A 24,388-nucleotide genomic window follows, 5' to 3' on the forward strand; every position below is an offset into this window, starting at 1 on the left:
ATTCACCGGCATGACGACCCTGCAACATGCCGAAACCACCATCCGCCAAGTGCTGCGTGACCATGGCCGCCTTGCGGTTGATGCCGACAAGCTCGGCGTCGATTCCGACCTGTACCAGTCGGGCATGACGTCCCACGCCAGCGTGAACGTGATGCTCGCCCTCGAAGGCGAGTTCGATGTGGAGTTCCCCGATCACATGCTCAAGCGCAACGTGTTCCGCAGCATCGGCACCATCGAACGTGCGCTGCGGGAGCTGATCGCCGCCTGAGCACCGGGACCATGGGCTTGGCCGGCTCCGCACCGCAAGCGCGGCAGCCTCTGGCCGCCCGCTGGCGACTGTGCGCAGGTGAACCGGATCGCGATGGCGCACCGCCCTGCAGCGATCGGGGCTGGACGCCGATCTCGCATCCGCAGACGGTCGCAGCCGCCTTGCGCGAGCGCGGGGACTGGTCGCTCGATGCACCGGCGCGCGACTTCGATGCGCACGACTGGTGGTTCAGCGCCCACTTCGACGCGCCGCCGGAGCAGGCCGACCAGCTCTCGTTCGACGGCCTGGCCACGCTGGCCGAGGTCTCGCTGAACGGCGAGCCGCTGCTCGCGTCCGACAACATGTTCCTCGCGCACCGCGTGCCGGTGGCCGATCGGTTGCGGCTCGCGGGCAATGAACTGGTGCTGCGGTTCCGCAGCGTGCAGTCGGCGCTCGCGAGGCGACGGCCGCGGCCCCGCTGGCGCACGCCGATGGTCGCGCACCAGCAGCTGCGCTGGCTGCGCACGACGCTGCTCGGCCGCACGCCGGGCTGGTCGCCGCCAGCTGCGCACGTGGGCCCATGGCGCGACATCGCCTGGTCGACCCGCGAGCCCTGGCACGGCCACGTGCAGGCCAGCGTCGTCGACGGACGTGGCCGCTGCCAGCTGCGCCTCGAGGCAGATCCGGACTGGGTGCGCTCGGTCGAAAGCGCGCAGCTGGTGCTGGTGGGGCCCGATGGTCGCGAGCACGTGCAAGCCCTGTCGTCGTCCACCGTCGGCTTCGAGGCCACGCTCCAGATTGCGCAGCCTGCTCTCTGGTGGCCGCACACGCACGGTCAACCCACGCTGTACCGCGCCGCGTTGCGACTGCAGACGCGCGACGGCAATCGCCATGAGGCTGCGCTGGGCTCGGTGGGATTCCGCACCGTCGAGATCGACACCAGCGGCGACGGTTTCGCGTTGCGGGTCAACGGCGAGCGCGTGTTCTGCCGCGGCGCCGGCTGGCTGCCGCTCGATCCGGTGTCGCTGCGTTCCACCCCGGACGCCTGCCTCGCGGCCCTGCAGCAGGTGCGCGCCTGCGGCATGAACATGCTGCGGCTGGCCGGCACGGGCGTGATGGAAGAGGAGCACTTCTACGCGACGTGCGACGCGCTCGGGCTGCTCGTCTGGCAGGACTTCCTGTTCGCCAGCATGGACTACCCCTTCGCCGATGCCGCGTTTGCCGACGGCGCCGCGCGCGAGGTGCGCCACCAGCTTGCGCAGCTCGCGCCGCATCCTTGCGTGGCCGTGCTGTGCGGCAACAGCGAGGTCGAGCAGCAGGCCGCGATGTGGGGCGTGCCGCGCGAGCAGTGGCACGCGCCCTTCTTCCACCAGACGCTGCCGGCGCTGTGCCGCGAGCTGGCGCCCGGCGTGCCGTACTGGCCGTCCAGCGCGCACGGCGGCGCCTTCCCGCACCAGGCGAGCACCGGCACCACGTCGTACTACGGCGTGGGAGCCTACGAGCGCGGGCTGGACGACGCACGCCGCAGCGGGCTGCGCTTCGCGAGCGAATGCCTGGCCTTCGCCAACGTGCCGGAGCCGTCCGCGCTCGAGCGCATGCCGGGTGGCCTGGCCACGCGGGTGCACCACCCGCAGTGGAAGGCACGTTCGCCGCGCGACCTGGGCGCGGGCTGGGACTTCGACGACACGCGCGACCACTACGTGCGCGAGCTGTTCGGGGTCGACCCGGCGCGCCTGCGGCATGCCGACCACGACCGCTACCTCGCGCTGGGCCGCATGGCCATCGCCGAGACGATGAGGTCCGCGTTCAGCGAATGGCGACGCGCCGGCAGCGCCTGCAACGGCGCCCTGCTGCTGCAACTGCGCGACCTCTGGGCCGGTGCCGGCTGGGGCGTGGTCGACGATGCCGGCGTCCCCAAGTCGGGCTGGCATGCGCTGCGGCGCGTGCTGCAGCCGATCGCGGTGGTCGTGACCGACGAAGGTGGCGACGGCCTGGTCGCGCATGCGATCAACGACACGGCCGGGTCCTTGCAAGTCCAGCTGGCGTTCACGGCATGGCGCGACGGGGACGTGCGCGTGGCCGAGGGCGCCCGCCCGCTCGAACTTCCGCCGCGCAGCACCGTCGCCGTGCCGCTGGTGGGCCTGCTCGACCACTTCATGGACCTGAACCACGCCTGGCGCTTCGGCCCGGCCGCCTGCGAGCTGGTGCAGGTGCGCCTGCTCGATGCGCACGGCGGTGTCCTGGCCCAGGCCTTCCATTTCCCGCTCGGCCTCGCGCCGCTGGCGGCGTCGCCGCAACGCGATCTCGGCCTGCAACTCCACGCAGCCGGGAACGGCGATGGCGGAGAACTCACCATCGCGACGCGGCGCTGCGCCATCGGCGTGCACCTCGACGTGCCGGGCTGGACGACCGACGACAACCATTTCCACCTGGCGCCCGGCAGCACGCACCACGTGCGGCTGCAGCGCGCACGGGATGGCGCACCCCTGGCAGGGTCGCTGCAGGCCCTGAACCTGTCCGGCTCGTTGCCCATCGAGATCACCCCATGAGTTTGCGGCCCACCTGCATCAGTTTCGACGCTGCGCCCGGCTGGTGCGCCGGCTGGTACCACGCCCCCACGACGCCCTGGCACGACCTCGCGGTGGTGCTCTGCCCGCCGATCGGCTTCGAGGCGGTCAGCAGCTATCCGACGCAGGTGCAGCTGGCCACGGCGCTGGCCGATGCCGGGCTGCCGGTGCTGCGCGTCGACTACCACGGCACCGGCGACTCGGCCGGAGATGCCGCCAGTCCCGATCGCGTCGAAGCCTGGCTGGCCAGCATCGAAGCCGCGGTGGCACAGGCGAAAGCGCGATCCGGCGCGAGCGAAGTGGCGCTGCTCGGCATCCGGCTCGGCGGCACGCTGGCGATCGCGGCCGCGCGGCGCCTGGGCGGCGTCGACAGTCTTCTGGTGTGGGCGCCCTGCGCCAGTGGCAAGGCCTTCGCCCGCGAGCTGCAGGCGGTGGGACACAAGGACGACGACGGCGGCCTGCATGCCCTCGGCGAGCACTACGCGCCGGCCACGCTGGAAGCCTTGCGGGCGCTCGATGTCGCAACGGGCCCGGCCCGGCCCGGCGCGTGCTGGTGATCGGCCGCGACGACCTGCCGGCCGAAGGGCCGCTTCCGAAGGCACTGCGCCGGGCCGGGTCGCAGGTCGACTTCCGCGTGCTGCCGGGCTTTGCCGCGATGGTCGAGGAGCCGCGCGCCGGGGTGCTCGACGTCGCCACGCTGCGCACGCTGTGCGACTGGTTCATCGCGTCGCCCGCGGCACGGGCACGTCCGGAGGCCGTCGCCGCGCCCGAGGAATCCGCTGACTGGCGTCCGGCCGACCAGGTGCGCGAGATGCCGCTGCGCTGCGGCAGCGCCGGCGCGCTGTTCGGCGTGCTGTCCGAGCCCGCGGCCGGTGCCGGCAAGGCCCCCACCGGCATCGTGCTGCTGAACGTGGGCGGCAACCACCACGTGGGCCCGCACCGGGTGTACGTGAAGATGGCGCGCACGCTGGCCGCGGCGGGCCACGCGGTGCTGCGGCTCGACGTCGGCGGCATCGGCGACAGCCCGCCCGCGCCGGGCCAGCCCTGGGGCAACCTCTACGAGCGCAACTCGGTGCACGACGTGCGCGCGGCCATCGACGCGCTGGTGCAGCGCGGCTGCCGCGAGATCCTGCTCATGGGCATCTGCTCGGGCTCGTACCTCTCGTTCCAGACCGCGCTGGTGGACGAGCGCGTGGACGGCGTGGTGCTGATGAACGCGCGCCTGCTGGAGTGGACGCCGGGCCAGTCCGGCGGCGGCTGGGAAACCTCGATGCAGCAGTACGCCAAGTCCACGGCCTTCTACCGCCGAGAGCTGTTCAACCCGGAGGTGTGGCGGCGGGTGCTGCGCGGCGAGGTCAACCTGCCGCTGATCACGCGCCGCTTCGCCGCCCTGACCGCCGCCAGGCTGCGCCGCGCGTTCACCGTCGGCAGCTCGCGCGAGGAGAGCCTGCTGGCCAGGATGCAGCGCCTGTGCGCAAGGGGCACCGACGTGCTGATGCTGGTCTCCGATGCGGACGACGGGCGCGACTACGTGGAGTTCCACTTCGGCGCGGCAGGCCGGCGCCTGCGCGCCCAGCCGAACTTCCGCATGGCGTACGTGCCCGATGCCGACCACACCTTTTCCAAGCCGGGCAACCAGGAACACGTGCTGCCGCAGCTGCTGCGGCACCTGGCCCAGCGCGCCCCGCGCCACGCGCCGCCCGCCCCTGCCCCGGATCGCGCCACCGGGCTGGAGACGATGGCCCAGGCACGCCCGCTATAATCGCGGGCTCGCGTGCCGGAGTAGCTCAGTCGGTAGAGCAGCTCATTCGTAATGAGAAGGTCGGGGGTTCGATTCCTCTCTCCGGCACCAGGATCAAGGGCCCCGCAGCTGTCATGGCTGCGGGGCTTTTTCCATTCCGGCGCTAGGCCGCGGTGTCCGCGCAAGCGTCCGCGGGCTTGCCGGCAGGCGCCACCCTGGCTTGCGAGCCCGGGAGCTTCGTCTGGATCGACAGGCCAAGCCGCCGCAGCGGCATGAAGAGAGCCGGGACCTCGGGCGCGGGCGGCGCGCTTTGCGCCAGGACGGGTGGCCGTTGCGTGCGCGGGCGCGCCTTGCCACCAGCGCGATGCCTGGCAGCGGCCGTGGCATGCGCGACCTGCGCAGGGGCCTTCGCCGCCGGCTTCAGGTTCGATGGTTGTGGCGTGGAGGGGCGATCCGCAGGGACCGGACGTGCCGCCGGAACGGCAGGCGCCTTCAGGGGCTGCCAGCGCTCGGCCGACATGGGGCCCATGGCCTCGGTCGCCGCGCCGCCGGTGCCGGATGCAGCCAGGCGGAGCACACCCGCGACCGGATCGGCAGCCGGCGCGGCGATGGCCGCGCGCGGACTGACCATCGCGATGCCGACCACCTCGGTGACGATGCGCGCGGGCTTCGCGTCACCCGTGTGCAGCCACGCCGCCAGGCAAAACAGCAAGGCGAGGATGCTGGTGACGAAGCGCGGCGAAATGGTGCTGTCCATGCGCCTCGTTTGTGCATGGCTCTGCCGATGCGCCGCGTCGGAGGCCGCCCCGCGCTGCTGTCAGGACCAGCGCACAGCGCCACGGGGCACCCCGACCGTCAGCGTGCCTTGTCGGACTTCAGGTACTCGCGCACCTTCTCGGCACGATCGCCCACCGCCTGCACCGCTTCCTTCAGGCGCTCGGGCGTGGTGTTCAGGCTCCTGGACCAGTCGCGCAGTTCGTAGTCCTCGTGCACGTTGATGCGCTCGCGGTCCTGCCCGTGGGCCTTGGTCTTGTCGTCGGACATGCGTGATCTCCCGGAAAAACTGTCGTCGCACCAGTCTGGTGACGCACTCACGGCACAACGGTAGGACGGCGTCGCAGCGCCACGACAGACGCTTGCAGCCCACTGACAGGAACGGCTGCCGCTGGCCTCCCGTCAGGGTTCGGCCAGTCGCTGGACCGTATCTTGCTCAGCAGCAAGACCAACTTCAAAGCAGGAACGGGACTCATGAACAAGCATCTGTGCATTGCCGCCGCCCTGGCGGCCACCAGCCTGGCCGCCTCGGCCGCCGAGTGGAGCGACACCTCCATCGGCTTCCGCTACGGCACCAAATTCCAGGAGCCGTACAACGGCCAGGACATCAAGAAGAGCATCGTCAACATCACCCACGTCAGCGGGTACAAGTACGGCAGCAACTTCTTCAACGTCGACCTGCTCGACTCCGACGGCACCGACGCGCACGCGCAGGAGGCGTACGTCGTCTACCGCAACACGGTGGACTTGGGCAAGGTCACCGGCCGGGACTTCAAGTTCACCGGCGTGCGCGGCTTCGGTATTACCGGCGGCTTCGACTGGAACACCAAGAACGACCCCGGCTACGCGTCGCGCAAGCGCATGCTGGTCGTGGGCCCGACGCTGTTCGTCGACGTGCCCGGCTTCCTGAACGTGGGCGTGTACGCGCTGCGCGAGAGCAACCAGCCGGTCGGCGTCGCCAGCCGCTACACCTACGACACGCACGCGATGCTGGGCCTCAACTGGGGCATCCCGCTCGGCGGCACCGGGTTCGCGTTCGAGGGCTACACCAACTGGATCGCCTCCAAGGGCACCAACGAGTTCGGCGGCCCCACGGCGCCCGAGTTCAACTTCGACGGCCAGGTGATGTACGACATCGGCCAGCCGATGGGCATGGGCAAGAACACGCTGCGCGCGGGCCTGGAGTACCAGTACTGGCGCAACAAATTCGGCAATCCGCACACGGTGCCGGGCTCGCTGGCCAGGACGCCGATGGCGCGGGTCGAGTACCACTTCTGACCGACGCCGGGAACGCCGGCGCGTGTTCCCACGCCGGTGTTGGCTCAGCACTGACAAGGCGCGGCACGCCGGTGCCTACGATGGTCTGCCCAGGGAGACCCGCATGAACATCGTTGCCCACATCGGCCCGCTGGCCGCGCTCGTGGCCGGCATCCTGATCCTGCTGATGCCGAAGCTGCTCAATTTCATCGTCGCGATCTACCTGATCGTGATCGGCCTGGTGGGCCTGCTCGGACGCTGAGTCCAGCCCGGCGAAGTTCCGCCCAAGTGCGCTTTGCGCAACGCGCCCGCTCCGCCGGGCGCCGTTGCACGACCTTCCGGCGGCCCGCAGGGCCGGGCCGGATTCCCACCGTGCCCGGCGTTGGCTACGGTTGTGCAGCGGCGAGGTTGCCGCGCCAAGCACTCTGGGACCATGACATCCACCATCCTGGCTCGCGCCGTCCGGGCCCTCGCCGCCGTCGCGGCGCTGTCGCCGGCGCTGTCCTTCGCCGACATCCTCCTCGGCCACTCCGGCGACCTCTCGGGCACCTCGGCCGCGCTGACCAAGGACTACCTGCGCGGCATGAACGCGTACTTCGACGAGGTCAATCGCAAGGGCGGCATCCGCGGCGAGAAGATCAAGCTGGTGAGCATGGACGACGGGTTCAACCCGGACAGGACGGTCGAGAACACCAAGGCACTGATCGCGCAGAACGCCGTGGCGCTGGTGGGCTACCGCGGCACCGCCAACATGCAGAAGATCATCCCCGTCGTGCAGGCCGCCGGCATCGCCGAGATCGGCAACACCAGCGGCGCCAAGTCGCTGCGCGACCCGTACGTGCCGAACCTGTTCCACGTGCGCGCCAGCAACTCCGACGAGATCGAGGCGGCGGTCAACCATGCCTGGACCATCGGCATCACGCACATTGCCGCTGCCTACCAGGACGACGCGTTCGGCAAGGAGAGCCTGGACGCGCTGAACGCCGCGGTCAAGAAACGCGGCGGCGCCGCCCCCGTCGCGGCGCCGGTGCCGCGCGGCACGGTGGACGTCGCCAAGGCGGTCGACACGGTGTTCGCCTCGAATCCGCAGATGGTGATGTTCCTGGGCCAGTCCAAGCCGGCGGCTGCGTTCATCAACGCCTACCGCGCCAAGGGCTCCCGGCCGCAGTTCTTCGTGATCAGCGTGGCCTCCGGCCTGCACGCGGACCTCGGGCCGGACGCGCAGGGTGTCATCGTCAGCCAGGTGGTGCCGTATCCGTTCACCGAACTCGGTAACCCGGTGGTTCGCGAGTACCAGAAGGTGATCTCGCAACTGCCCGACAAATCCTTCAGCTACAACAGCATGGAAGGCTTCCTCAACGCGAAGCTGGTGACCATCGCGCTGCAGCGCGCGCCGGCGCCGGTCACCCGTGCCAAGCTGATTTCCACCCTGGAAAGCTTCAACAACGAGGATCTGGGCGGGTTTGCGATCACCTACGGCAAGCAGAGCAACCTCGGCTCACGGTTCGTCAACCTGACGATGATCCGCGCCGACGGCAGCTTCGCGCGCTGAGCCTTCCCGCACAGCCTTGCGCACGGCCTGTTGCAAGGCCGACAGATCGGAACGGAATACGCCGCCTCGCGCGGCGTTAATGCTGGAGCAGGGACCGGCGACCGCGGGTGTTTCGCGGGCTGGCCACCAACGAGGCCACGATGCTCCAGAGCTTCCACGAGGGGTCCTTCTCCAGCAATCGACACGAGCCGCTGCACCACGACCTGGATGCCGTCAACCGCGGCACCTGGCGGCGCCGGTCCACCGTCGACCAGTACCGCAAGCTCACCGGGTGGACCGATCCCGGCGAGGGCGTGGCCGTCGAATGGGCGCGGCCCTTCATCCAGGGCCACCCGATCCTCGACATCGGCGTCGGCGCCGGCCGCACCACGGCCCTGCTGCGACCGCTGGGCAGCGACTACCTCGGCATCGACTACACGCCCGAGATGGTGGACACCTGCCGCACGCTGCATCCCGATGCGCGTTTCGCCCACATGGACGCGCGCAACCTGCAGTCGCTGCCCGCGAACCACTACGGGCTGGTGGTGTTCTCGTTCAACGGCATCGACTCGGTCGCGCCGCACGATCGGCCGACCATCCTGGCCGAGGTGTACCGGGTGCTGCGTCCGGGCGGCCTGTTCATCGTCTCCTCGCACAACCGCCACGGTCCGGGCGTGCGCGAGCGGCCGACGCTGCACGTGGACTTCACGCCCAATCCGCTGCGCCTCGGCTTGCGTGTGCTGCGCTCGCTGGGCGCCATGCCGCGCGCGGTGCGCAACCACCTGCGGCTGCGCGCGGCCAACGAGGACCACGAGGAGTGGGCGCTGCGCAATGCAGGTGCGCACGACTTCGGGCTGCTGGTGGTCTACACCACGCTCGCCGAGCAGCAGCGCCAGCTGGCCGCCGCGGGGTTCGAGGTGCCGGCGACGTTCGACAGCGAGCGAGGCCAGCCGGTGACGCCGGCGCAGGACACGCACGACATCTGGTGGTTCCACTGCGTCGCCCGCAAACCGATGACGCAGTAGCCGCACTGCAATAACCGCATCGCACGCCGACGTCCAGTCCGGCGACCTTCACGCAAACCCTGTGGAAGAGGCCGGGGCGCGCAGCTTAAGCTCTGCCGCTCAGTTTTCGAACGGTCGTTCTTTTTTCCACGGGAACAACAACATGCAAGTGAAGACAACGCGCCGCGCGCTCGTGCTCGGCGCCTGCGCCGCGGCCGCGGCATTGATCGCAGCCTGCGGTGGCGGTGGCGGCGATGCCGCCGGCCCGAAGGCACCCATCTCGCGCGTGATCGTGGCCGGCGACAGCCTCGCCGATGCCGGCACGTTCGGCTTCAAGTTCACGGTGCAGAACGCGGCCAGCCCGTCCACGGGCTATCCGATCTTTCCGCAGATCGTGGCGCAGAACTACGGCCTCGCAGCCCAGTGCAACTTCTACGCGACCACCACCGGCGCGTCGTTCACCACCAATCCCGGCTGCACCGATTACGCGGTCGGCGGCGGACGCGTGGTGAACCCGGCGTCGCAAGGCGGTGCAGCGGCCCCGTTCTCGGTGCCCACGCAACTGGCCACCGCAGCCACCGTCCAGGGCGGTGCCTGGGCCCCGACCGACCTGCTGCTGATCGATGGCGGCGGCAACGACGCGGCGGACCTCGTCACGGCCTACCTGGGCGCCGCCAGCGGCTCGGCCGGCGTGACGGCCTACCAGGCGTTCCTCGCCCAGCAACTCGATGCGGCCACCATCGGCGCCACGCTCACGCAGCCCAATGGCGCTGCGCTCGCGGCCGGCCTGTACATGAAGAAGCTGGCCGACACGTACTGGACCGCCATCAAGACCAACGCCCTCGACCGGGGCGCGACGCACGTCGCCGTGCTGAACATGCCCGACATCACGCTGACGCCCCGGTTCCGCGCGGTGCTGGCTCAGGTGGGCGCGGCCAACGGCGGCGGCACTGCCGGTGCCACGGCCTCGGCCACGCTGCAGGGTGCCATCCAGCAATGGATCGGCGCGTTCAACACGCAGCTGGCGAGCGACGTGAACGGCGACGCCCGCGTGGCGCTGGTGCCGTTCTACAAGGACTTCACCGACGAAGTGACCAACCCGGTGGCCTACGGCCTCACCAATGCGACGACGGCCTCGTGCCCGGTGGTGAGCCTCACGGCCGGCCTGCCCAACTACGACTTCCCGACCTGCACCTCGGCTGCGCTGGACGCGGCGCCGCCAGCCGGCCTCGCGCCCGGCTGGTGGAACACCTGGGCCTTCGCGGACGGCTTCCATCCGACGCCGTACGGCCACCGCCTGCTGGCGGCGTCCGTGAGCCGCGCGCTCGCCCGGGCCGGCTGGCTCTGATCGCAACGAGGACCAAGCGATGCACAACAAGATGATCACGATCCGCGCCGCCGTGGCGCTGGCCTTCGCCGGTGGCGCGCTGGCCGCCCACGCGCAGTCGGCCGACACCTGGATGGTCGGCGTGGGTGCCACGCAGATCAGGCCGCACGTGTCCAGCGGCACGCTGGCCGCGCCGTCGTCGCCGAACACCCAGGTCGACATCGGCTCCGACACGCAGCCGACCCTGTGGGTGGCGCGGATGCTGACCGACCACTGGTCCGTGGCCGCGCCGATCGGCTTCGGCTTCAAGCACGAGATCACCGGCGCGGGCTCGATCGCCGGCGTCGGCAAGATCGGCACCGTGAAGGCGCTGCCGGTGACGGTGTACGCGCAGTACCGGTTCCTGGAGCCGAGCGCCCGCATCCGTCCGTACGCGATGCTGGGGGTCACCTACGCGCACTTCTACGGCGCCCGCGGCAGCGCGACGCTGAACGCGCTGAACCCCTCGAATCCGGCCGGCGGCACTGGCCTGTCGGTGGACTCCAAGTGGGGCCTGACGCCGGGTCTGGGGGCCACCGTGCTGATCAACGGCCGCTGGTTCGCGGACTTGCAGTACGCCCGCTCTTTCCTGAAGACCACGGCCAAGCTGTCGACCGGCCAGACCATCAGCACGAAGCTCGACCCGGACGCGCTGCGCATCGGCGTCGGCATGCGGTTCTGAGCCGCAACGGCGCATGCGACAAGGCCGCCCGAGGGCGGCCTTGTTCCTGGTGCTCAGCCGCGCGCGCGCAGCAGTTCCACCGCGCCCGTGGCGTTGGGCACCTTGCCCAGCCGCCCGAACGTGGCGACCGCCGGCGGCACGCGCTCGGCCAGCGGCGCGGGCGCAGCCACGGCCCAGCCTTGTGCACGCGCCACCCGGCGCAACGCCAACGCGCGACGCAAGGTGGATCCGGGCACCGCGGCCAGGCCCGCATCCCCATGCAGCGGATCGTGCAGCCGCAGCAGCGACACGGGGCCGGCCTCGATGGCTACCGTCAGCCGCCCGGAGTCCGGGCCCGTGTCGGCGCCCAGCACGGCACCCGCGGCGGCCTGCAATGCGAACGCCGCCCGCACCAGCTGCGGCAGGTTGGGCGGTAGACCGTCCTGGGTGCCGAACACCGCCACGAGGTCGCCGCCGTGCGCCAGGACGTGGACGGCGCCGAACAGGTAGAGCGCGTCGCTGGCCGCGAGGTGCGCACGGCGCAGCAGTTCGCCCGGTGGGACGGGGCCGCCTTCCTCGCGTTCGACGGCGCGGTAGAGATCGGCCATGACGAGCGCCGCCCTCGGGAACACGAGTTCGGCGCCGGCGGCGACGTCGGTCTTCCACTTCCTGTTGACTTCCGCCAGCAGCTGCGATTCGTAGCGCGCGCCCAGCGCCTCACGCTGCTCCTCCAGGGCCGCGTCCATGTCCTGCATCACGCTGCCGGCGATGGCATCGAACTGGGCCTGGCGCCGCTGCAGCAGTGCCTGGACCGCGTCGCGCAACTCCGCCGGCTGGAACGGCTTGGCCAGATAGTCGTCGGCCCCCGCGGTCATGCCGGCGCGCACCTGCGCGCGCCCGGCCAGCGAGGTGAGCAGGATGACCGGCGTGGTGCAGATCGAAGGCTCCGCGCGCACGGCCGCCACCATCTGGTAGCCGTTCATGCGCGGCATCACGACGTCGCACACGATCAGCTGGGGCGGATCGTCCAGCGCGAGTTGCAGGCCCTCGGCGCCGTCGCCGGCCTCGCGCACGGAGTGGCCCGCCTCCGCCAGCACCAGCGCCGCAAACGCGCGCTGGTGCGGGTCGTCGTCGACCAGCAGCACGGTGGCCATCAGGGACGATGCCGCGCCGTGCCGCCCCTTGTCCGGGTCATGCACGTTCTTCCTGGACGGCCAGCGCCAGGCGGCTGGCCAGCACCTTGTCGATGCGGCGGCCGTCCAGGTCCATCACCTCGAACAGCCACTCCCCGCATTCGATCTTCTCGCCCACCGCGGGCAGGTGGCCCGAGACCGCCAGCAGCAGCCCCGCGACCGTGTTGTAGCGCCCACGATCCTCCTCCGGCAGCTCGCGGATGTCCAGGCGCGCCTTCAGTTCGGCCACGGGCATCAGGCCGTCGAGCAGCCAGGAGCCGTCCTCGCGCGGCGTGGCCCAGGCCTGCGCGGTGGCGCGCGGCTGCAGCTCGCCGGTGATGGCCTCCAGCAGGTCGTGCGGGGTCAGCAGGCCCTGCACCACGCCGTACTCGTCGACGACGAACACGACCCGCTGCGCCTGCTGGCGGAACTGCTCCAGCAGTTCCATGCCGCTGAGCGTCTCGGGCGCGAAGGCGGCCGGCATCGCGTGCGGTCCCACCGGCCCCTCGTGCTCGGGCCCGAGCGCCAGCAGCCGCGCGATGTTGACCATGCCGACCACGTCGTCCAGCGAGCCGCGGCACACCGGGTACCAGGAATGCGCGCCGCCCTGCCCCGCCAGGCGCAGGCATTGCGCGACGGGCGTGGCGGCGTCGAACCATTCGATGTCCGAACGCGGCACCATCATCGAGGTGAGCGCGCGGTCGTCCAGGTGGAACACGTTGCGCACCATCTGGTGCTCGTGCTCCTCGATGACGCCTGCATCCACGCCTTCCTCGAGGCTGTGCGTGATCTCCTCCTGGGTCATGCCGCGCGTCTGCGCGGTGTCGATGCGCAGCACCTTGAGCGTCGCCTGCGTGGTGGCCGACAGCAGGCGCACGAACGGCCCGGCCGCGCGCGCGAGGAACGTCATCGGCCGCGCCATCACGCGCGACACCGGCTCCGGATAGAGCTGGCCGATGCGCTTGGGCACCAGCTCGCCGAAGATGATGGTCACGAAGGTGATCAGGATCACCACGATCGCGGTTGCCGCCACGCCGGCGACGCCGTCAGAGATGCCGAACCCGGCCAGCCAGTGCGACAGCGAGGCGCTGAACGCGGCCTCGCCGACGATGCCGTTGAGCATGCCGATGGAAGTGATGCCCACCTGCACGGTGGACAGGAACTGCGTGGGATGCTCCAGCAGCCGCAGCGCCTGCTCGGCGCCCTTGTCGCCTTCCTCGGCCAGCGCCAGCAGGCGCGCCTTGCGGCTGGAGGCCAGCGCCAGCTCGGACATCGCGAACACCCCATTGAGCACCGTGAGCACGGCGATCAGCAGGAAATCCATGGCGCTCGGGGAGAATCGGACACGATGTCACTGTATCTGATCGGGGATGTGCAAGGCTGCGACGACGCGCTCGCGCGGCTGCTGCACGAGGTGGCGTTCTCGCCGAGCCGCGACCATGCGGTGCTGCTCGGCGACCTCGTCAATCGCGGACCTGCATCGGCCGGCGTGTTGCGACGCCTGATGCAGCTGGGAGGCGCCGCGACGTGCCTGCTGGGGAACCACGACCTCAGCCTGCTGGCCGTCGCGCACGGCGTCCGCCCGCCGCACCGCAACGACACCATGGATTCGGTGCTGCTGGCGCCGGACCGCGAGGCGATGCTCGACTGGCTGCGGCAGCAGCACATGGCGCTGCATGCGCATGGCCTGCTGATGGTGCACGGCGGCGTGCTGCCGCAATGGGACGTGCAGGACACGTTGCGTCTGGCCGGCGAGGTGGAAGCGGTGCTGCGCGGCCCCGAGGTGGGCGAGTTCTTCAGCACGATGTTCGGCAACGAACCGGCGTCGTGGCACGGCGACCTGCATGGCGCCGAGCGGCTGCGCGTGATCGTCAACGCGCTGACGCGGCTGCGGTTCTGCACCGTGGACGGCGCGATGTACCTCAAGGCCTCGGGCGGCCTCGACCACGCGCCGCCCGGCACGCTGCCCTGGTTCGACGTGCCGGGCCGCCGCACCGCCGGCACGACCATCGCCTTCGGCCACTGGTCGCAGCTCGGATTGCTGCTGCGCGAGGACGTGATCGCGCTCGACACCGGCTGCGTGTGGGGCGGCTGCCTGAGCGCGCTGCGCTACGACCCGGCGACGAAGTCGCGCGAGGTGATCCAGGTGAAGTGCGAGCAGGCGCAGGAGCCGGGGAGGGAGTGAAGGCGGAAGCGGACTCCCAAACGCAGAAGGCGCAGAAGGTACGCAGAAGACGCAGAAGAAACTTCCAGAGGATTTTTCTGCGTCTTCTGCGCTTGCTCTGCGTCTTCTGCGTTTGGGAGTCCGCTCCCGGCCCCGCGTTTACTGCGGCTGCTTGAAGAGGGCCGCGACCTTGCGCTTGGTCTTGATGTTGGCGGAGACGCGGCTGGTGGCCGGCTTGGCGCCGCCTTCCCACGCCGGCTTCACGTCGCCTTGCGGCGCTTCGTAGGGCTGCTCGAAGAACGGGTCGCGCGGCGCCGGCGCAGGACGCGATTCCCGGCGTGGCGGCCGATCGCCGCGGTCGCGCTCGAGCATGTCGCGCGGGTCGCCAAGCTCGCCGTGCTCGCGCCACGTGCGGCGGCCGTCGTTCATGCGGCCGCGCGGACGCTCGTCGTCCCACTCGAGCGCCTCGAGGTCGATCTTCTTCTTCAGCAGCTTCTCGAGGTCGGCCACCAGCCGGCCGTCGCTCCCCGACACCAGCGTGACCGCCAGGCCCGATGCGCCCGCCCGGCCGGTGCGGCCGATGCGGTGCACGTAGTCCTCGGGGTTGAACGGCACGTCGAAGTTGAAGACCGCCGGCACGTCCTTGATGTCGAGACCGCGCGCCGCCACGTCGGTGGCCACCAGCAGGTCGACCTCGCCGGCCTTGAACGCGGCCAGCGCCTTCAGGCGCTCGTCCTGGCTCTTGTCGCCGTGCAGCGCGGTGGTCCTGAGGCCGTCGCGCTCCAGCGACCGCGCCAGCCGCGCGCAACCAAGCTTGCTGTTGACGAACACGAAGGCCTGCGTGAGGCCGCGCTGCCGCACGATCTGCTTGACCGCGCGGCGCTTGTCGTCGTCCGACACGCTGTAGAAATGCTGCTCCACGGTCGACGCCGTGGCATTGGGCCGGGCGACCTCGATGGTCACCGGGTCGTTCAGGTAGCTGTTGGCCAGCCGCTTGATCTCCGGCGAGAAGGTGGCCGAGAACAGCAGCGTCGTGCGCTGCTTGGGCAGGAACGACAGGATGCGTTGCAGGTCGGGCAGGAAGCCGATGTCCAGCATGCGGTCGGCCTCGTCGAGCACCACGTACTCGACCTGGTTCAGCACCGCGTTCTTGGCCTCGATGTGGTCTAGCAGCCGGCCCGGCGTGGCCACCAGCACCTCGACGCCCTTCTTCAGCTCGAGCGTCTGCGGCTTCATGTCGATGCCGCCGAACACCACGGCGCTGCGCAGGTTGGTGTGCTTGGCGTACAGCTTGATCTGCTGGGCGACCTGGTCGGCCAGCTCGCGCGTGGGCAGCAGCACCAGCGCGCGCACCGGGTGGCGCGCGGGCGAGGTCGAGGCGTTCTCGTGCTTCAGCAGCCGCTGCAGCAGCGGCAGCGAGAAGGCCGCGGTCTTGCCGGTGCCCGTCTGCGCGGCCCCCATCACGTCCTTGCCGGTCAGCACGACGGGGATGGCCTGCGCCTGGATCGGCGTCATCTGCTCGTAGCCCATCTCGGCCACGGCTCGTGCCAGCGGCTCGGCCAGCGACAGGTTGGAAAAGGCGGATTCACTCATGTCAACCCGCCATTGTCTCACCCCGGCACAGCCGGGCTGGCCGGACCGTTTTCCAGCACGGCGCGCAGCTGCCGCGTGGTGGCGGCGAGGCGGCGCGTTCCCATCAGCGCGAGGTTGTTCAGGAACACCAGCGCGTCGCGCGGATGGTCCGCGGCCCAGGCCTCGAACGCCGGCCGGTCCAGCTTCAGCAGGTGCACCGCGCGCCCCTCGGCCCCGGCGCAGGCGGTGCGCGGCTGGCCGTTGAGGAAGGCCATCTCGCCGAACGCCATGCCGTGGCCGATGGTGGCCAGGCGCAGGCTGCTGCCCGGCGGCCACTGCGTGGCCATGGTGACGTGGCCCGAGCGCACGATGCACAGCTCGCGGCCGGAGTCGCCATCGCGGAAGATGCATTCGCCGCGGCGGTAGTCGGCATGCGTGAAGACCGCCTCCAGCGCATAGCGCGCCTCGTCGGACACGCCCTCGCCCAGTTCGCCCAGCAGGTCCGCATGCGGGCCGATCAGCGTGGAAGCGAGCGCGGGCTGCTCGACCAGGATCGCGTCCTCGGCCCACTCCAGCGCGCGATCGAGATCGGCGAACTGCTCCACGTGCACGCCCAGCTGCGCCGCCAGGGCCGGATCGGCGCCCGCCACCGCGAGCTGGCGCCGCTGCTGCGCGAGGTCGCGGCCCAGGGCGCGCACCTGGACCAGCGCGGTGGCGTCCCATGCGGGCACGCGCGTGACATCGAGGATCACCCACTCGTGCTCCCGTCGCAGCAGCGCGCGCACCTGCTCGGCCATGTACGCGGCCACGCCGAACGACATCATTCCCTGCAGCTCGATGACGGCCAGCCGGTTCATGCGCGGGGCCAGCCAGCTTTCGGAGACCGCGCGGCGCAACCGCCGCGAACGAACCTCGCCGTCGAGATGGCCGCGTCGGATGGCGCTGCTGGCCGAAGCGCGCAGCAACACGAACGTGGCCACCACCAGGCCGGCGACCAGCGCGCCGGCGCCGCCGGCCACGCAGAACACCAGCGCCACCAGCCAGCCTTGGCTCCAGGCCGCAGGCGCGGCCTGGGCATAGCCGCGCGACCACATCACGGCCGGTACCTGCGTCAGGCCGGCCAGGATCAGCGCGCCGGACAGGCACGCCATCGGCACCTTGTCCAGCCACCAGTGACCGGTCGCCGCCACCAGCAGCAGCAGGAGCGCATGCACCATGCCCGCACTCGACGACGCACCCGCACGGGCCAGCACGATGCGCGAACGCGAGGCGCTGGTCGACGCCGGGATCAGCCCGCACAACGCACACAGCGCACCGATGGCGCTCTCGCGGCGCAGGGCCCGGTTCGGGTCGCCGCGCAGGCCGTGGTCCAGCTCCAGCTCCTGGTTGAAGACCAGCACCTCCAGGCTGTTGACCACCGCCATCAGCAGCGCGAGCGACACCAGGTGCAGGCCCTGTGCCTCGAGCAGCGCGCGCCAGGGCACGCCCGCGTGGTCCGGCCAGGGCGGCAGGGCGAAGCCGCTCTTCACCGCCGCGGGCGCGAGGGCGCTGCCCCAGCCGCCCAAGCCGACCAGCACGGCCACTGCGACGACGCCGGTCAGCAGGCCGGGCATGCGGGGCCAGCGGCGCTGCGCCAGCACCGCGACGCCGACCACGCCCAGCGCCGCGGCGGCATGCACGGCCACGTGCGCACTGAGGGACCACGTGCCGGCACCGAAGCCGCTGCGCAACTGGCCGACGACCATGGCCAGCCCCACGCCGGCCGCGAATCCGTGCGTGACCGAGATCGGCAGGAAGCGCGCCAGCGACGCGAGCCGCATGGCGCCGAACAGCCACTGGAATCCGCATGCCAGCGCCGCGGTGGCACTGCACGCCGCCAGCACCTGCGGCGCGGTCATGCCCAGCGACGTGGCCGCGCCCGCGAGCGAGGCGACCACCGCGGCATAGAGCAGCGCCACCACCGTGGTCGGCGCGTAGACGACACCGGGACGTCCCGCCACCAGCGACGCGATCGCGCCCGGAAGCGCCGCGGACCAGAGGGCGAGCGTCGCCACGGGCAGGTCCCCTGCCACCGGCGCGAACGCCAGCAGACCGAGGCCGAGGGCGTGGGGAATGGTGACGGCGGCGGCGGACATGGCGGCCGTGGGGACCGCCGACCGCGCGAGGCGCGTCCGCAAGCCGAGGGAACTGCTCATCGCGCCATCATCGCACTGCCGAGCTGGCAGGGCGACCCGGGACCTGTCACGGTCCCTGCTGCCGACGCGCAGCGGCTACAGGCCGGAGGCGGAGAACGTGTCGCAGGCCTTCACGCTGCCCGACTTCCAGCCGGTGGTGAACCAGCGCTGGCGCTGCGCGCTGCTGCCGTGCGTGAAGCTCTCGGGCACCACCGCGCGGCCGGCGGAACGCTGCAGCGTGTCGTCGCCGATCTTCTGCGCCGCGTTCAGGGCCGACTCGATGTCGCCGGGATCGAGCCACTTCTTGGATTCCTCCGAGTAGTGCGCCCACACGCCGGCGAAGCAGTCGGCCTGCAGTTCGACCCGCACGCTGAGGGCATTGCCCTGCGTCTGGCTGCTGTGCGAGCGCAGCTGGTCGACCTTGTCGGTGATGCCCAGGAGGTGCTGGACGTGGTGCCCGACCTCGTGCGCGATGACGTAGGCCTGCGCGAACTCGCCCGGCGCACCGAGCTGGTCGCGCAGCGTCCGGTAGAAGCCCAGGTCGATGTAGACCTTGGAATCGGCCGGGCAGTAGAACGGCCCCATCGCCGACTGACCCGCGCCGCAGCCGGTGCGGATCGCGCCCGTGTACATCACGAGGTGCGGGGGCTGGTAGGTGGCGCCGCCGCGCTGGAACACCTGCGACCACACGTCCTCGGTGTTGGCGAGCACCACGCGCACGAACTTGGAGTCGCGATCCTCCGTCGCGGGATTGGGCTGGCGCGGCGCCTGCTGCTGCTGCACCTGCGCCGGGCCGCCACTGAGCATGCTCAGGATCGTGAGCGGGTTGATGCCGAAGATCGCGCCGCCCACCAGCGCGATGACGATCGCGCCGATGCTCAGGGTGCCGCCGCCCAGGCCGAAGCCGCCCCCGCCACCGCCGCCGCGGTAGTCCTCGACGTTGTTCGATTCGCGTTCGCCTTCCCAACGCATGGCCGACCCCTTCGCTGTACAGTGGGCCGATGCTAAGCGACCGGACGGCCGTGCCTGTCGGCCAACCCCGCATCCTCGTCACGGGCTTCGACCCGTTCGGCGGCCAGCCGATCAACCCCAGCTGGGTGGCCGTGCAGGCACTGCACGGCCGCGAGCTCGACGGCCACCGCATCGTCAGCGCCCAGCTGCCCACGGCCTTCGGCCGCTCGCTGCACGTGCTGCAGGAACTGCTGGGCCAACACCGGCCCGCGCTGGTCGTCTGCACCGGCCAGGCCGGCGGCCGGGCCGCGATCTCGCTGGAGCGGGTGGCGATCAACGTCAACGACGCACGCATCCCCGACAACACGGGAGCGCAGCCGATCGACACGCCGGTCATGCCCGGCGGTCCCGCCGCGTACTTCACCGGGCTGCCGATCAAGGCGATGCTGGCCGCCATGCTCGCTGCCGGCATCCGGGCCGAGGTGTCGCAGACCGCGGGCACCTTCGTCTGCAACCACGTGTTCTACGGCCTCATGCACACGCTCGCCGATCCGCGCTGGGCCGGCACGCGTGGCGGCCTGGTGCACGTGCCGTGGCTGCCCCAGCAGGGCGCACCGTCGATGACGCTGGAGCAGCTCGTGCAGGGCCTGGAAGTCGGCATTGCCTGCGCACTGCGCACGCACGCCGATCTCCGACTCCAGGCCGGTGCGCTGAACTAGGCACGCACGCCACGCTCCTGTCGGGATTGCGGGCCGAAACGGGGACAGCCGCCGTGTTGTGGGCGAAAATCGGCGCGTGTCCTCGATCCTCAACGCCGACCTCCACTGCCACTCGGTCGTATCCGACGGCACGCTCATGCCCGAGGCGCTGGCGGCCCGGGCCAAGGCCAACGGCGTCGAGCTGTGGGCGCTGACCGACCACGACGAGATCGGCGGCCAGCACCGCGCGGCGGCCGCGGCGCGCGAGCAGGGCATGAAATACCTCACCGGCACCGAGATCTCGGTGACGTTCGCGGGCGAGACCGTGCACATCGTCGGCTTGGGATTCGACCCCGATGACCCGCGCATGGTCGAAGGCCTGCTGGCCACCCGCGGTGGCCGCGGCGCGCGGGCGCAGGAGATGTCGGACCAGCTGGCCAAGGTGGGCATCAAGGGCGCCTACGAGGGCGCGCTCAAGTACGTGGGCAATCCCGAGCTCATCTCGCGCACCCACTTCGCGCGCTTCTTGGTCGAGACCGGGATCTGCAAGGACACCAGCGAGGTGTTCCGCCGCTACCTCACCGATGGCAAGCCGGGCTTCGTGCCGCACCGCTGGGCTTCGTTGCGCGATGCGGTGCAGTGGATCACGCGTTCCGGCGGCGTGGCCGTCATCGCCCACCCGGCGCGCTACAGGTTCACGCCCAACGAGGAGTACGCGCTCTTCACCGAGTTCAAGGCCCATGGCGGGCAGGCGGTGGAAGTGGTGACCGGCAGCCACACCGCGGCCGAAGCGGTGAAGTACGCCGGCACCGCGCGCGAGTTCGGCCTGGCCGCCTCGCGCGGCAGCGACTTCCACAGCCCCGACGAGAGCCACACCGACCTCGGCCAGTTGCCGTACCTGCCGGGCGAGCTGACGCCGGTCTGGGAACTGCTGGCCGAGCGCATCCGGTGACGCGCGCCGCCGCCGCCGCGGGGCACGGACCACGCGCCGAGCTGCTCGGCATCGCGCTGGTGCTGGGCGCGGCGGCCTGCTTCTCGGCGCTGGACACCACCACCAAGCATGTCGGCGCCTATGTCCCGCTGCTGATGGCGCTGTGGTTCCGGTATGCCTTCCAGGCGCTCGCCACCACGGCCGTGGTGATCCCGCTGCGCGGCCTCAAGGTGCTGCGCACCCGGCACCTGCCGTTCCAGATCCTGCGAGGCCTCCTGCTGCTCACCAGCAGCCTGCTGGCGTTCACCAGCCTGCGCTTCATGCCGGTGGGCGAGTTCACGGCCATCGTGATGATGGCGCCGCTCGCGGTGACGCTGCTGGCCGCCACGGTGCTGAAGGAGCACGTGTCGCCGCTGCGCTGGTCGCTGGTGGCCGGCGGCTTCGCGGGCACGCTGGTCATCATCCGGCCCGGCGGCGAGAGCTTCACCTGGGCCATGTTGCTGCCGCTGGGCCTGGTGGCCAGCAATGCCTGGTTCCAGGTGCTCACCAGCCGAATGGCCCGCACCGAGGATCCGCTCACCACGCACCTGTACACCGGCTGGGTGGGCACGCTGGTCGCGTCGCTCGCGCTGCCGATGGTCTGGACCGCGGTGCACGACCCATGGCTGTGGGCTGGCATGTGCTTCATGGGTGCGATGGGCACCATCGGCCACTTCCTGCTGATCCTGGCCTATCGGCACGCTCCCGCCGCCACGCTGACGCCCTACCTCTATGCACAGATCGGCTTCTCGATGGTGGGCGGCTGGCTGGTGTTCGGCCACCTGCCGGACAGCTGGTCGTTCAGCGGCATGGCGGTGATCGCGGCGTGCGGCGCGGCAGGCGCCTGGGTCACCGTGCGGGAAGCCCGCTTGCCCCTGCGGACGGCACGAGCCTGAGGATCCACGTGGCCCAGTACTTCGAACTCCATCCCGACAACCCGCAGGTGCGGCTGCTCAAGCAGGCCGTCGCGCTGCTCGCGCAAGGCGGGGTGCTGGCCGTGCCCACGGACTCCAGCTACGCCCTCGCCTGCCAGCTGGACGACAAGACCGCGGTCGACAAGCTGCGGCAGGTGCGGGGGATCGACGAGAAGCACCACCTCACGCTGCTGTGCCGCGACCTGAGCGAACTGTCGAACTACGCGCGCGTGGACAACCGGCAATACCGGATGCTCAAGCTGGCCACGCCGGGCCCGTTCACGTTCATCCTCGAGGCCACGCGCGAGGTGCCGCGCCGCGTGAGCCATCCGCAGCGCAAGACCATCGGTCTGCGCGTACCCGACCACCCGGTGCTGCAGCAGCTGCTGGAACTGCACGGCGGTCCGCTTCTGGCCACCACGCTGATCGCGCGCGGCGACACCGAACCGATGAACGACGCCCAGGAGCTCCGCGAGCGGCTGCAGAACCAGCTGGCGGGCGTGATCGACGCGGGCGCGTGCCCACAGGAGCCCACCACCGTCGTCGACCTCACGCCCATGGGAGCTGGCGGCGACCCGGTCGTCATTCGCCAGGGTCGCGGCGACCCTTCGCTGCTGGGTCTCTGAGCGCCTCGGAGACAATGGGGCCGTGAACCCCGACACCCTCATCCAGACGGTCCTCATCTACGCGCTGCCCGTCCTGTTCGCGATCACCATCCACGAGGCTGCCCATGGCTACGTGGCCCGCTATTTCGGGGACAACACGGCCTATGCGCTCGGCCGCGTGACGCTCAACCCGATGAAGCACATCGACCCCATGGGGACGATCGTGATGCCGCTGCTGCTGTACTTCGCGACCTCGGGCGCCTTCCTGTTCGGCTATGCCAAGCCGGTGCCGGTGAACTTCGGCCACCTGCGGCGGCCGCGGCAGCACAGCATCTGGGTGGCGCTGGCGGGGCCCATCTCGAACTTCATCCAGGCTCTTCTCTGGGCCGTGCTGTTCACCGTGCTGGTCGCCTTCGACGTGCAGGAGCGCTTCTTCCTGCAGATGGCCAAGGCCGGCGTGCTGGTGAACCTGGTGATGTGGGCGTTCAACCTGTTCCCGCTGCCGCCGCTGGACGGCGGGCGCGTCGTCGCCGGCCTGCTGCCTCCCCGCGCCGCATGGACCTTCAGCCGCATCGAGCCGTGGGGCTTCTTCATCGTGATGGCGCTGGTGATCGCGCACGTGGTGGACCGGCTGTGGCTGAGCCCCCTGCTGTCCCTCGGCTACACCACCCTGGGCGTGCTGCTCGCGCCGCTGCAACTGCTGCTTTCCTGACCATGACCGCTCCCGTCCGTTTCCTCACCGGCATCACCACCAGCGGCACGCCGCACATCGGCAACTACGTGGGCGCGCTGCGGCCCGCGGTGGAGGCCAGCCGCCGTCCCGGCACCGAGAACTTCTACTTCCTGGCCGACTACCACGCGCTGATCAAGTGCGACGACCCGGCGCGCGTGCAGCGCTCCACGCTGGAAATCGCGGCGTGCTGGCTGGCGATCGGGCTCGATCCCGAGCGGGTCTTCTTCTACCGGCAGTCCGACATCCCGGAGATCCCCGAGCTCACCTGGCTGCTCACGTGCGTGACCGGCAAGGGCGTGCTCAATCGTGCACACGCCTACAAGGCGCAGGTGGACAAGAACCGGGCCGCCGGCGTCGATCCGGATGCGGACGTGACCGCGGGCCTGTTCATGTACCCGGTCCTGATGGCCGCCGACATCCTGATGTTCAAGGCGCACAGGATCCCGGTCGGCCGGGACCAGGTGCAGCACATCGAGATGGCGCGCGACATCGCCTCCAGCTTCAACCACCTCTATGGCGAGCACCTGGTGCTTCCCGAGGCGCAGATCGACGAGTCGGTGGCCCTCCTGCCCGGCACCGATGGCCGCAAGATGAGCAAGAGCTACGACAACGTGCTGCCGCTCTTCAGCCCGCGCGAGGAACTGCGCAAGCAGGTGTTCGGCATCGTCACCGACTCGCGCGCGCCGGGCGAGCCCAAGTCCGTCGAGGGCTCGTCGCTGTTCCAGATCTACGAGGCCTTCGCCTCGCGCGAGGAGACGCAGCAGCTGCGCAAGGCCTATGCCGATGGCATCTCGTGGGCCGATGCGAAGCAGACCCTGTTCGAGCGCATCGACCGCGAGATCGCCCCCATGCGCGAGCGCTACGACGCGCTGATGGCCAACCCGCGGGAGATCGAGCGCATCCTGCAGGCCGGTGCACGCCGGGTGCGCGAGCGCGCGACACCGTTCATGGCCGAGTTGCGGCACGCCGTGGGCCTGCGCAACCTGGCCACGCAGGCCAAGGCCGCCGGCAAGGCCAAGGCGAAGGCAGCGCTGCCCAGCTTCAAGCAATACCGCGAGGCCGACGGCCAGCACTACTTCAAGCTGGTCGACGCCGGCGGTGCGTTGCTGCTGCAAAGCACCGGCTTCGCTTCGCCGCAGGACGCCGGCCGCGCCGTCGCGCGACTCAAGGCGGAGGGCTGGAAGGACGGCGACGACGCGGCGCAACTGGGCGCCGGCGTGGACGCAGCCGCAGTGCGATCCGCATTGGCCCAGCTGGCCGGCTGAGCGCCACAACCGTGGGAGTATG

Annotated in this window: 24 protein-coding genes and 1 tRNA gene; 18 read left to right on the plus strand and 7 right to left on the minus strand. The window is 70.7% G+C overall.

Annotation, left to right across the window (positions count from 1 at the left end):
* The first annotated feature begins 10 nt into the window (after positions 1–10).
* The 5 genes from ACPWT1_RS22140 to ACPWT1_RS22160 all read left to right on the plus strand — a co-directional run bounded on the left by ACPWT1_RS22140 (position 11) and on the right by ACPWT1_RS22160 (position 4,666).
* Positions 11–268, plus strand: coding sequence for an acyl carrier protein (locus ACPWT1_RS22140; protein ID WP_427913284.1), 258 nt, complete (start codon positions 11–13; stop codon positions 266–268).
* An 11-nt stretch (positions 269–279) separates the two neighbouring features.
* Complete coding sequence (locus tag ACPWT1_RS22145; protein ID WP_427913285.1) at positions 280–2,796, plus strand: glycoside hydrolase family 2 protein; 2,517 nt, start codon at positions 280–282, stop codon at positions 2,794–2,796.
* Entirely contained in the window at positions 2,793–3,371 is a 579-nt protein-coding gene (locus tag ACPWT1_RS22150) for a serine aminopeptidase domain-containing protein (RefSeq protein WP_427913286.1), read from the plus strand. Before ACPWT1_RS22145 ends, ACPWT1_RS22150 begins: the two co-directional genes overlap by 4 nt.
* Complete coding sequence (locus tag ACPWT1_RS22155) at positions 3,362–4,576, plus strand: alpha/beta fold hydrolase (RefSeq protein WP_427913287.1); 1,215 nt, start codon at positions 3,362–3,364, stop codon at positions 4,574–4,576. Before ACPWT1_RS22150 ends, ACPWT1_RS22155 begins: the two co-directional genes overlap by 10 nt.
* A gap of 14 nt (positions 4,577–4,590) precedes the next feature.
* Positions 4,591–4,666: transfer RNA gene (locus ACPWT1_RS22160), tRNA-Thr, on the plus strand.
* Between the two features lie 52 nt (positions 4,667–4,718).
* Here ACPWT1_RS22160 and ACPWT1_RS22165 read toward each other — a convergent pair.
* Positions 4,719–5,312: a hypothetical protein gene (locus ACPWT1_RS22165; protein ID WP_427913288.1), complete on the minus strand. Its 594-nt coding sequence runs from the start codon at positions 5,310–5,312 to the stop codon at positions 4,719–4,721.
* Between the two features lie 98 nt (positions 5,313–5,410).
* Positions 5,411–5,599 carry a DUF3606 domain-containing protein gene (locus tag ACPWT1_RS22170; protein WP_427913289.1) on the minus strand — a complete coding sequence of 63 codons (189 nt, stop codon included), beginning with the start codon at positions 5,597–5,599 and terminating at the stop codon, positions 5,411–5,413.
* A 204-nt stretch (positions 5,600–5,803) separates the two neighbouring features.
* Between ACPWT1_RS22170 and ACPWT1_RS22175 the strand changes: the two genes are divergently transcribed.
* The 6 genes from ACPWT1_RS22175 (at position 5,804) to ACPWT1_RS22200 (ending at position 11,169) form a co-directional block, all read left to right on the plus strand.
* On the plus strand, positions 5,804–6,607 hold the full coding sequence (locus ACPWT1_RS22175) for an outer envelope protein (protein ID WP_427913290.1): 804 nt from the start codon (positions 5,804–5,806) through the stop codon (positions 6,605–6,607).
* Positions 6,608–6,710: 103 nt separating this feature from the next.
* Positions 6,711–6,848: a DUF3096 domain-containing protein gene (locus ACPWT1_RS22180; RefSeq protein ID WP_427913291.1), complete on the plus strand. Its 138-nt coding sequence runs from the start codon at positions 6,711–6,713 to the stop codon at positions 6,846–6,848.
* Positions 6,849–7,019: 171 nt separating this feature from the next.
* Positions 7,020–8,138, plus strand: coding sequence for an ABC transporter substrate-binding protein (locus ACPWT1_RS22185; protein WP_427913292.1), 1,119 nt, complete (start codon positions 7,020–7,022; stop codon positions 8,136–8,138).
* A 140-nt stretch (positions 8,139–8,278) separates the two neighbouring features.
* On the plus strand, positions 8,279–9,142 hold the full coding sequence (locus ACPWT1_RS22190) for a class I SAM-dependent methyltransferase (RefSeq protein WP_427913293.1): 864 nt from the start codon (positions 8,279–8,281) through the stop codon (positions 9,140–9,142).
* Positions 9,143–9,284: 142 nt separating this feature from the next.
* Entirely contained in the window at positions 9,285–10,469 is a 1,185-nt protein-coding gene (locus ACPWT1_RS22195; RefSeq protein ID WP_427913294.1) for an SGNH/GDSL hydrolase family protein, read from the plus strand.
* Between the two features lie 19 nt (positions 10,470–10,488).
* Entirely contained in the window at positions 10,489–11,169 is a 681-nt protein-coding gene (locus ACPWT1_RS22200; protein WP_427913295.1) for an OmpW/AlkL family protein, read from the plus strand.
* 53 nt (positions 11,170–11,222) lie between these two features.
* Here ACPWT1_RS22200 and ACPWT1_RS22205 read toward each other — a convergent pair whose 3' ends face one another.
* Both ACPWT1_RS22205 and ACPWT1_RS22210 read right to left on the minus strand, forming a co-directional pair.
* A complete protein-coding gene (locus ACPWT1_RS22205) occupies positions 11,223–12,347 on the minus strand; it encodes a response regulator transcription factor (protein ID WP_427913296.1) in 1,125 nt (374 codons plus the stop codon).
* Positions 12,340–13,644, minus strand: a complete 1,305-nt coding sequence (locus ACPWT1_RS22210; RefSeq protein WP_427913297.1) for a hemolysin family protein — start codon at positions 13,642–13,644, stop codon at positions 12,340–12,342. The genes ACPWT1_RS22205 and ACPWT1_RS22210 overlap by 8 nt, the downstream gene beginning before the upstream one ends.
* Before the next feature lie 24 nt (positions 13,645–13,668).
* Between ACPWT1_RS22210 and ACPWT1_RS22215 the strand changes: the two genes are divergently transcribed.
* Complete coding sequence (locus tag ACPWT1_RS22215; RefSeq protein WP_427913298.1) at positions 13,669–14,505, plus strand: symmetrical bis(5'-nucleosyl)-tetraphosphatase; 837 nt, start codon at positions 13,669–13,671, stop codon at positions 14,503–14,505.
* 138 nt (positions 14,506–14,643) lie between these two features.
* Here the strand turns inward: ACPWT1_RS22215 and ACPWT1_RS22220 are convergent, their stop codons facing one another.
* The 3 genes from ACPWT1_RS22220 to ypfJ form a co-directional block, all read right to left on the minus strand.
* Positions 14,644–16,077, minus strand: a complete 1,434-nt coding sequence (locus tag ACPWT1_RS22220) for a DEAD/DEAH box helicase (protein ID WP_427913299.1) — start codon at positions 16,075–16,077, stop codon at positions 14,644–14,646.
* Positions 16,078–16,094: 17 nt separating this feature from the next.
* A complete protein-coding gene (locus ACPWT1_RS22225) occupies positions 16,095–18,251 on the minus strand; it encodes a SulP family inorganic anion transporter (RefSeq protein WP_427913300.1) in 2,157 nt (718 codons plus the stop codon).
* Between the two features lie 75 nt (positions 18,252–18,326).
* On the minus strand, positions 18,327–19,202 hold the full coding sequence (ypfJ, locus tag ACPWT1_RS22230; RefSeq protein WP_427913301.1) for a KPN_02809 family neutral zinc metallopeptidase: 876 nt from the start codon (positions 19,200–19,202) through the stop codon (positions 18,327–18,329).
* Positions 19,203–19,231: 29 nt separating this feature from the next.
* On the opposite strand from ypfJ, the gene pcp reads away from it, so the two are divergent.
* The 6 genes from pcp (at position 19,232) to ACPWT1_RS22260 (ending at position 24,366) form a co-directional block, all read left to right on the plus strand.
* Complete coding sequence (pcp, locus tag ACPWT1_RS22235; protein WP_427913302.1) at positions 19,232–19,900, plus strand: pyroglutamyl-peptidase I; 669 nt, start codon at positions 19,232–19,234, stop codon at positions 19,898–19,900.
* Positions 19,901–19,976: 76 nt separating this feature from the next.
* A complete protein-coding gene (locus ACPWT1_RS22240; RefSeq protein ID WP_427913303.1) occupies positions 19,977–20,831 on the plus strand; it encodes a 3',5'-nucleoside bisphosphate phosphatase in 855 nt (284 codons plus the stop codon).
* The gene (locus tag ACPWT1_RS22245; protein ID WP_427913304.1) at positions 20,828–21,745 is read left to right on the plus strand and encodes a DMT family transporter; all 918 of its coding nucleotides are present in this window, start codon (positions 20,828–20,830) and stop codon (positions 21,743–21,745) included. The genes ACPWT1_RS22240 and ACPWT1_RS22245 overlap by 4 nt, the downstream gene beginning before the upstream one ends.
* An 8-nt stretch (positions 21,746–21,753) precedes the next feature.
* Complete coding sequence (locus ACPWT1_RS22250) at positions 21,754–22,389, plus strand: L-threonylcarbamoyladenylate synthase (RefSeq protein WP_427913305.1); 636 nt, start codon at positions 21,754–21,756, stop codon at positions 22,387–22,389.
* A gap of 22 nt (positions 22,390–22,411) precedes the next feature.
* Positions 22,412–23,080 (plus strand): site-2 protease family protein, encoded by a 669-nt coding sequence (locus ACPWT1_RS22255; protein WP_427913306.1) that lies wholly within the window; start codon positions 22,412–22,414, stop codon positions 23,078–23,080.
* 2 nt (positions 23,081–23,082) lie between these two features.
* Positions 23,083–24,366, plus strand: a complete 1,284-nt coding sequence (locus ACPWT1_RS22260) for a tryptophan--tRNA ligase (protein ID WP_427913307.1) — start codon at positions 23,083–23,085, stop codon at positions 24,364–24,366.
* The last annotated feature ends 22 nt before the right edge of the window (positions 24,367–24,388 follow it).

This window comes from Ramlibacter sp. MMS24-I3-19, assembly GCF_050320135.1.
In the GTDB taxonomy this organism is placed as follows: Bacteria; Pseudomonadota; Gammaproteobacteria; order Burkholderiales; family Burkholderiaceae_C; genus Ramlibacter.

Excerpts from the sequence above, each read along its gene's own strand:
- ACPWT1_RS22190 (WP_427913293.1), top strand. The coding sequence starts at position 8,279 with ATGCTCCAGAGCTTCCACGAGGGGTCCTTCTCCAGCAATCGACACGAG.
- ACPWT1_RS22200 (WP_427913295.1), top strand. The coding sequence starts at position 10,489 with ATGCACAACAAGATGATCACGATCCGCGCCGCCGTGGCGCTGGCCTTC.
- ACPWT1_RS22170 (WP_427913289.1), bottom strand. The coding sequence starts at position 5,599 with ATGTCCGACGACAAGACCAAGGCCCACGGGCAGGACCGCGAGCGCATC.
- pcp (WP_427913302.1), top strand. The coding sequence starts at position 19,232 with ATGCTAAGCGACCGGACGGCCGTGCCTGTCGGCCAACCCCGCATCCTC.
- ACPWT1_RS22215 (WP_427913298.1), top strand. The coding sequence starts at position 13,669 with ATGTCACTGTATCTGATCGGGGATGTGCAAGGCTGCGACGACGCGCTC.
- ACPWT1_RS22165 (WP_427913288.1), bottom strand. The coding sequence starts at position 5,312 with ATGGACAGCACCATTTCGCCGCGCTTCGTCACCAGCATCCTCGCCTTG.
- ACPWT1_RS22185 (WP_427913292.1), top strand. The coding sequence starts at position 7,020 with ATGACATCCACCATCCTGGCTCGCGCCGTCCGGGCCCTCGCCGCCGTC.
- ACPWT1_RS22260 (WP_427913307.1), top strand. The coding sequence starts at position 23,083 with ATGACCGCTCCCGTCCGTTTCCTCACCGGCATCACCACCAGCGGCACG.
- ACPWT1_RS22150 (WP_427913286.1), top strand. The coding sequence starts at position 2,793 with ATGAGTTTGCGGCCCACCTGCATCAGTTTCGACGCTGCGCCCGGCTGG.
- ACPWT1_RS22195 (WP_427913294.1), top strand. The coding sequence starts at position 9,285 with ATGCAAGTGAAGACAACGCGCCGCGCGCTCGTGCTCGGCGCCTGCGCC.
- ACPWT1_RS22140 (WP_427913284.1), top strand. The coding sequence starts at position 11 with ATGACGACCCTGCAACATGCCGAAACCACCATCCGCCAAGTGCTGCGT.
- ACPWT1_RS22180 (WP_427913291.1), top strand. The coding sequence starts at position 6,711 with ATGAACATCGTTGCCCACATCGGCCCGCTGGCCGCGCTCGTGGCCGGC.
- ACPWT1_RS22145 (WP_427913285.1), top strand. The coding sequence starts at position 280 with ATGGGCTTGGCCGGCTCCGCACCGCAAGCGCGGCAGCCTCTGGCCGCC.
- ypfJ (WP_427913301.1), bottom strand. The coding sequence starts at position 19,202 with ATGCGTTGGGAAGGCGAACGCGAATCGAACAACGTCGAGGACTACCGC.
- ACPWT1_RS22210 (WP_427913297.1), bottom strand. The coding sequence starts at position 13,644 with ATGGATTTCCTGCTGATCGCCGTGCTCACGGTGCTCAATGGGGTGTTC.
- ACPWT1_RS22220 (WP_427913299.1), bottom strand. The coding sequence starts at position 16,077 with ATGAGTGAATCCGCCTTTTCCAACCTGTCGCTGGCCGAGCCGCTGGCA.
- ACPWT1_RS22175 (WP_427913290.1), top strand. The coding sequence starts at position 5,804 with ATGAACAAGCATCTGTGCATTGCCGCCGCCCTGGCGGCCACCAGCCTG.
- ACPWT1_RS22225 (WP_427913300.1), bottom strand. The coding sequence starts at position 18,251 with ATGAGCAGTTCCCTCGGCTTGCGGACGCGCCTCGCGCGGTCGGCGGTC.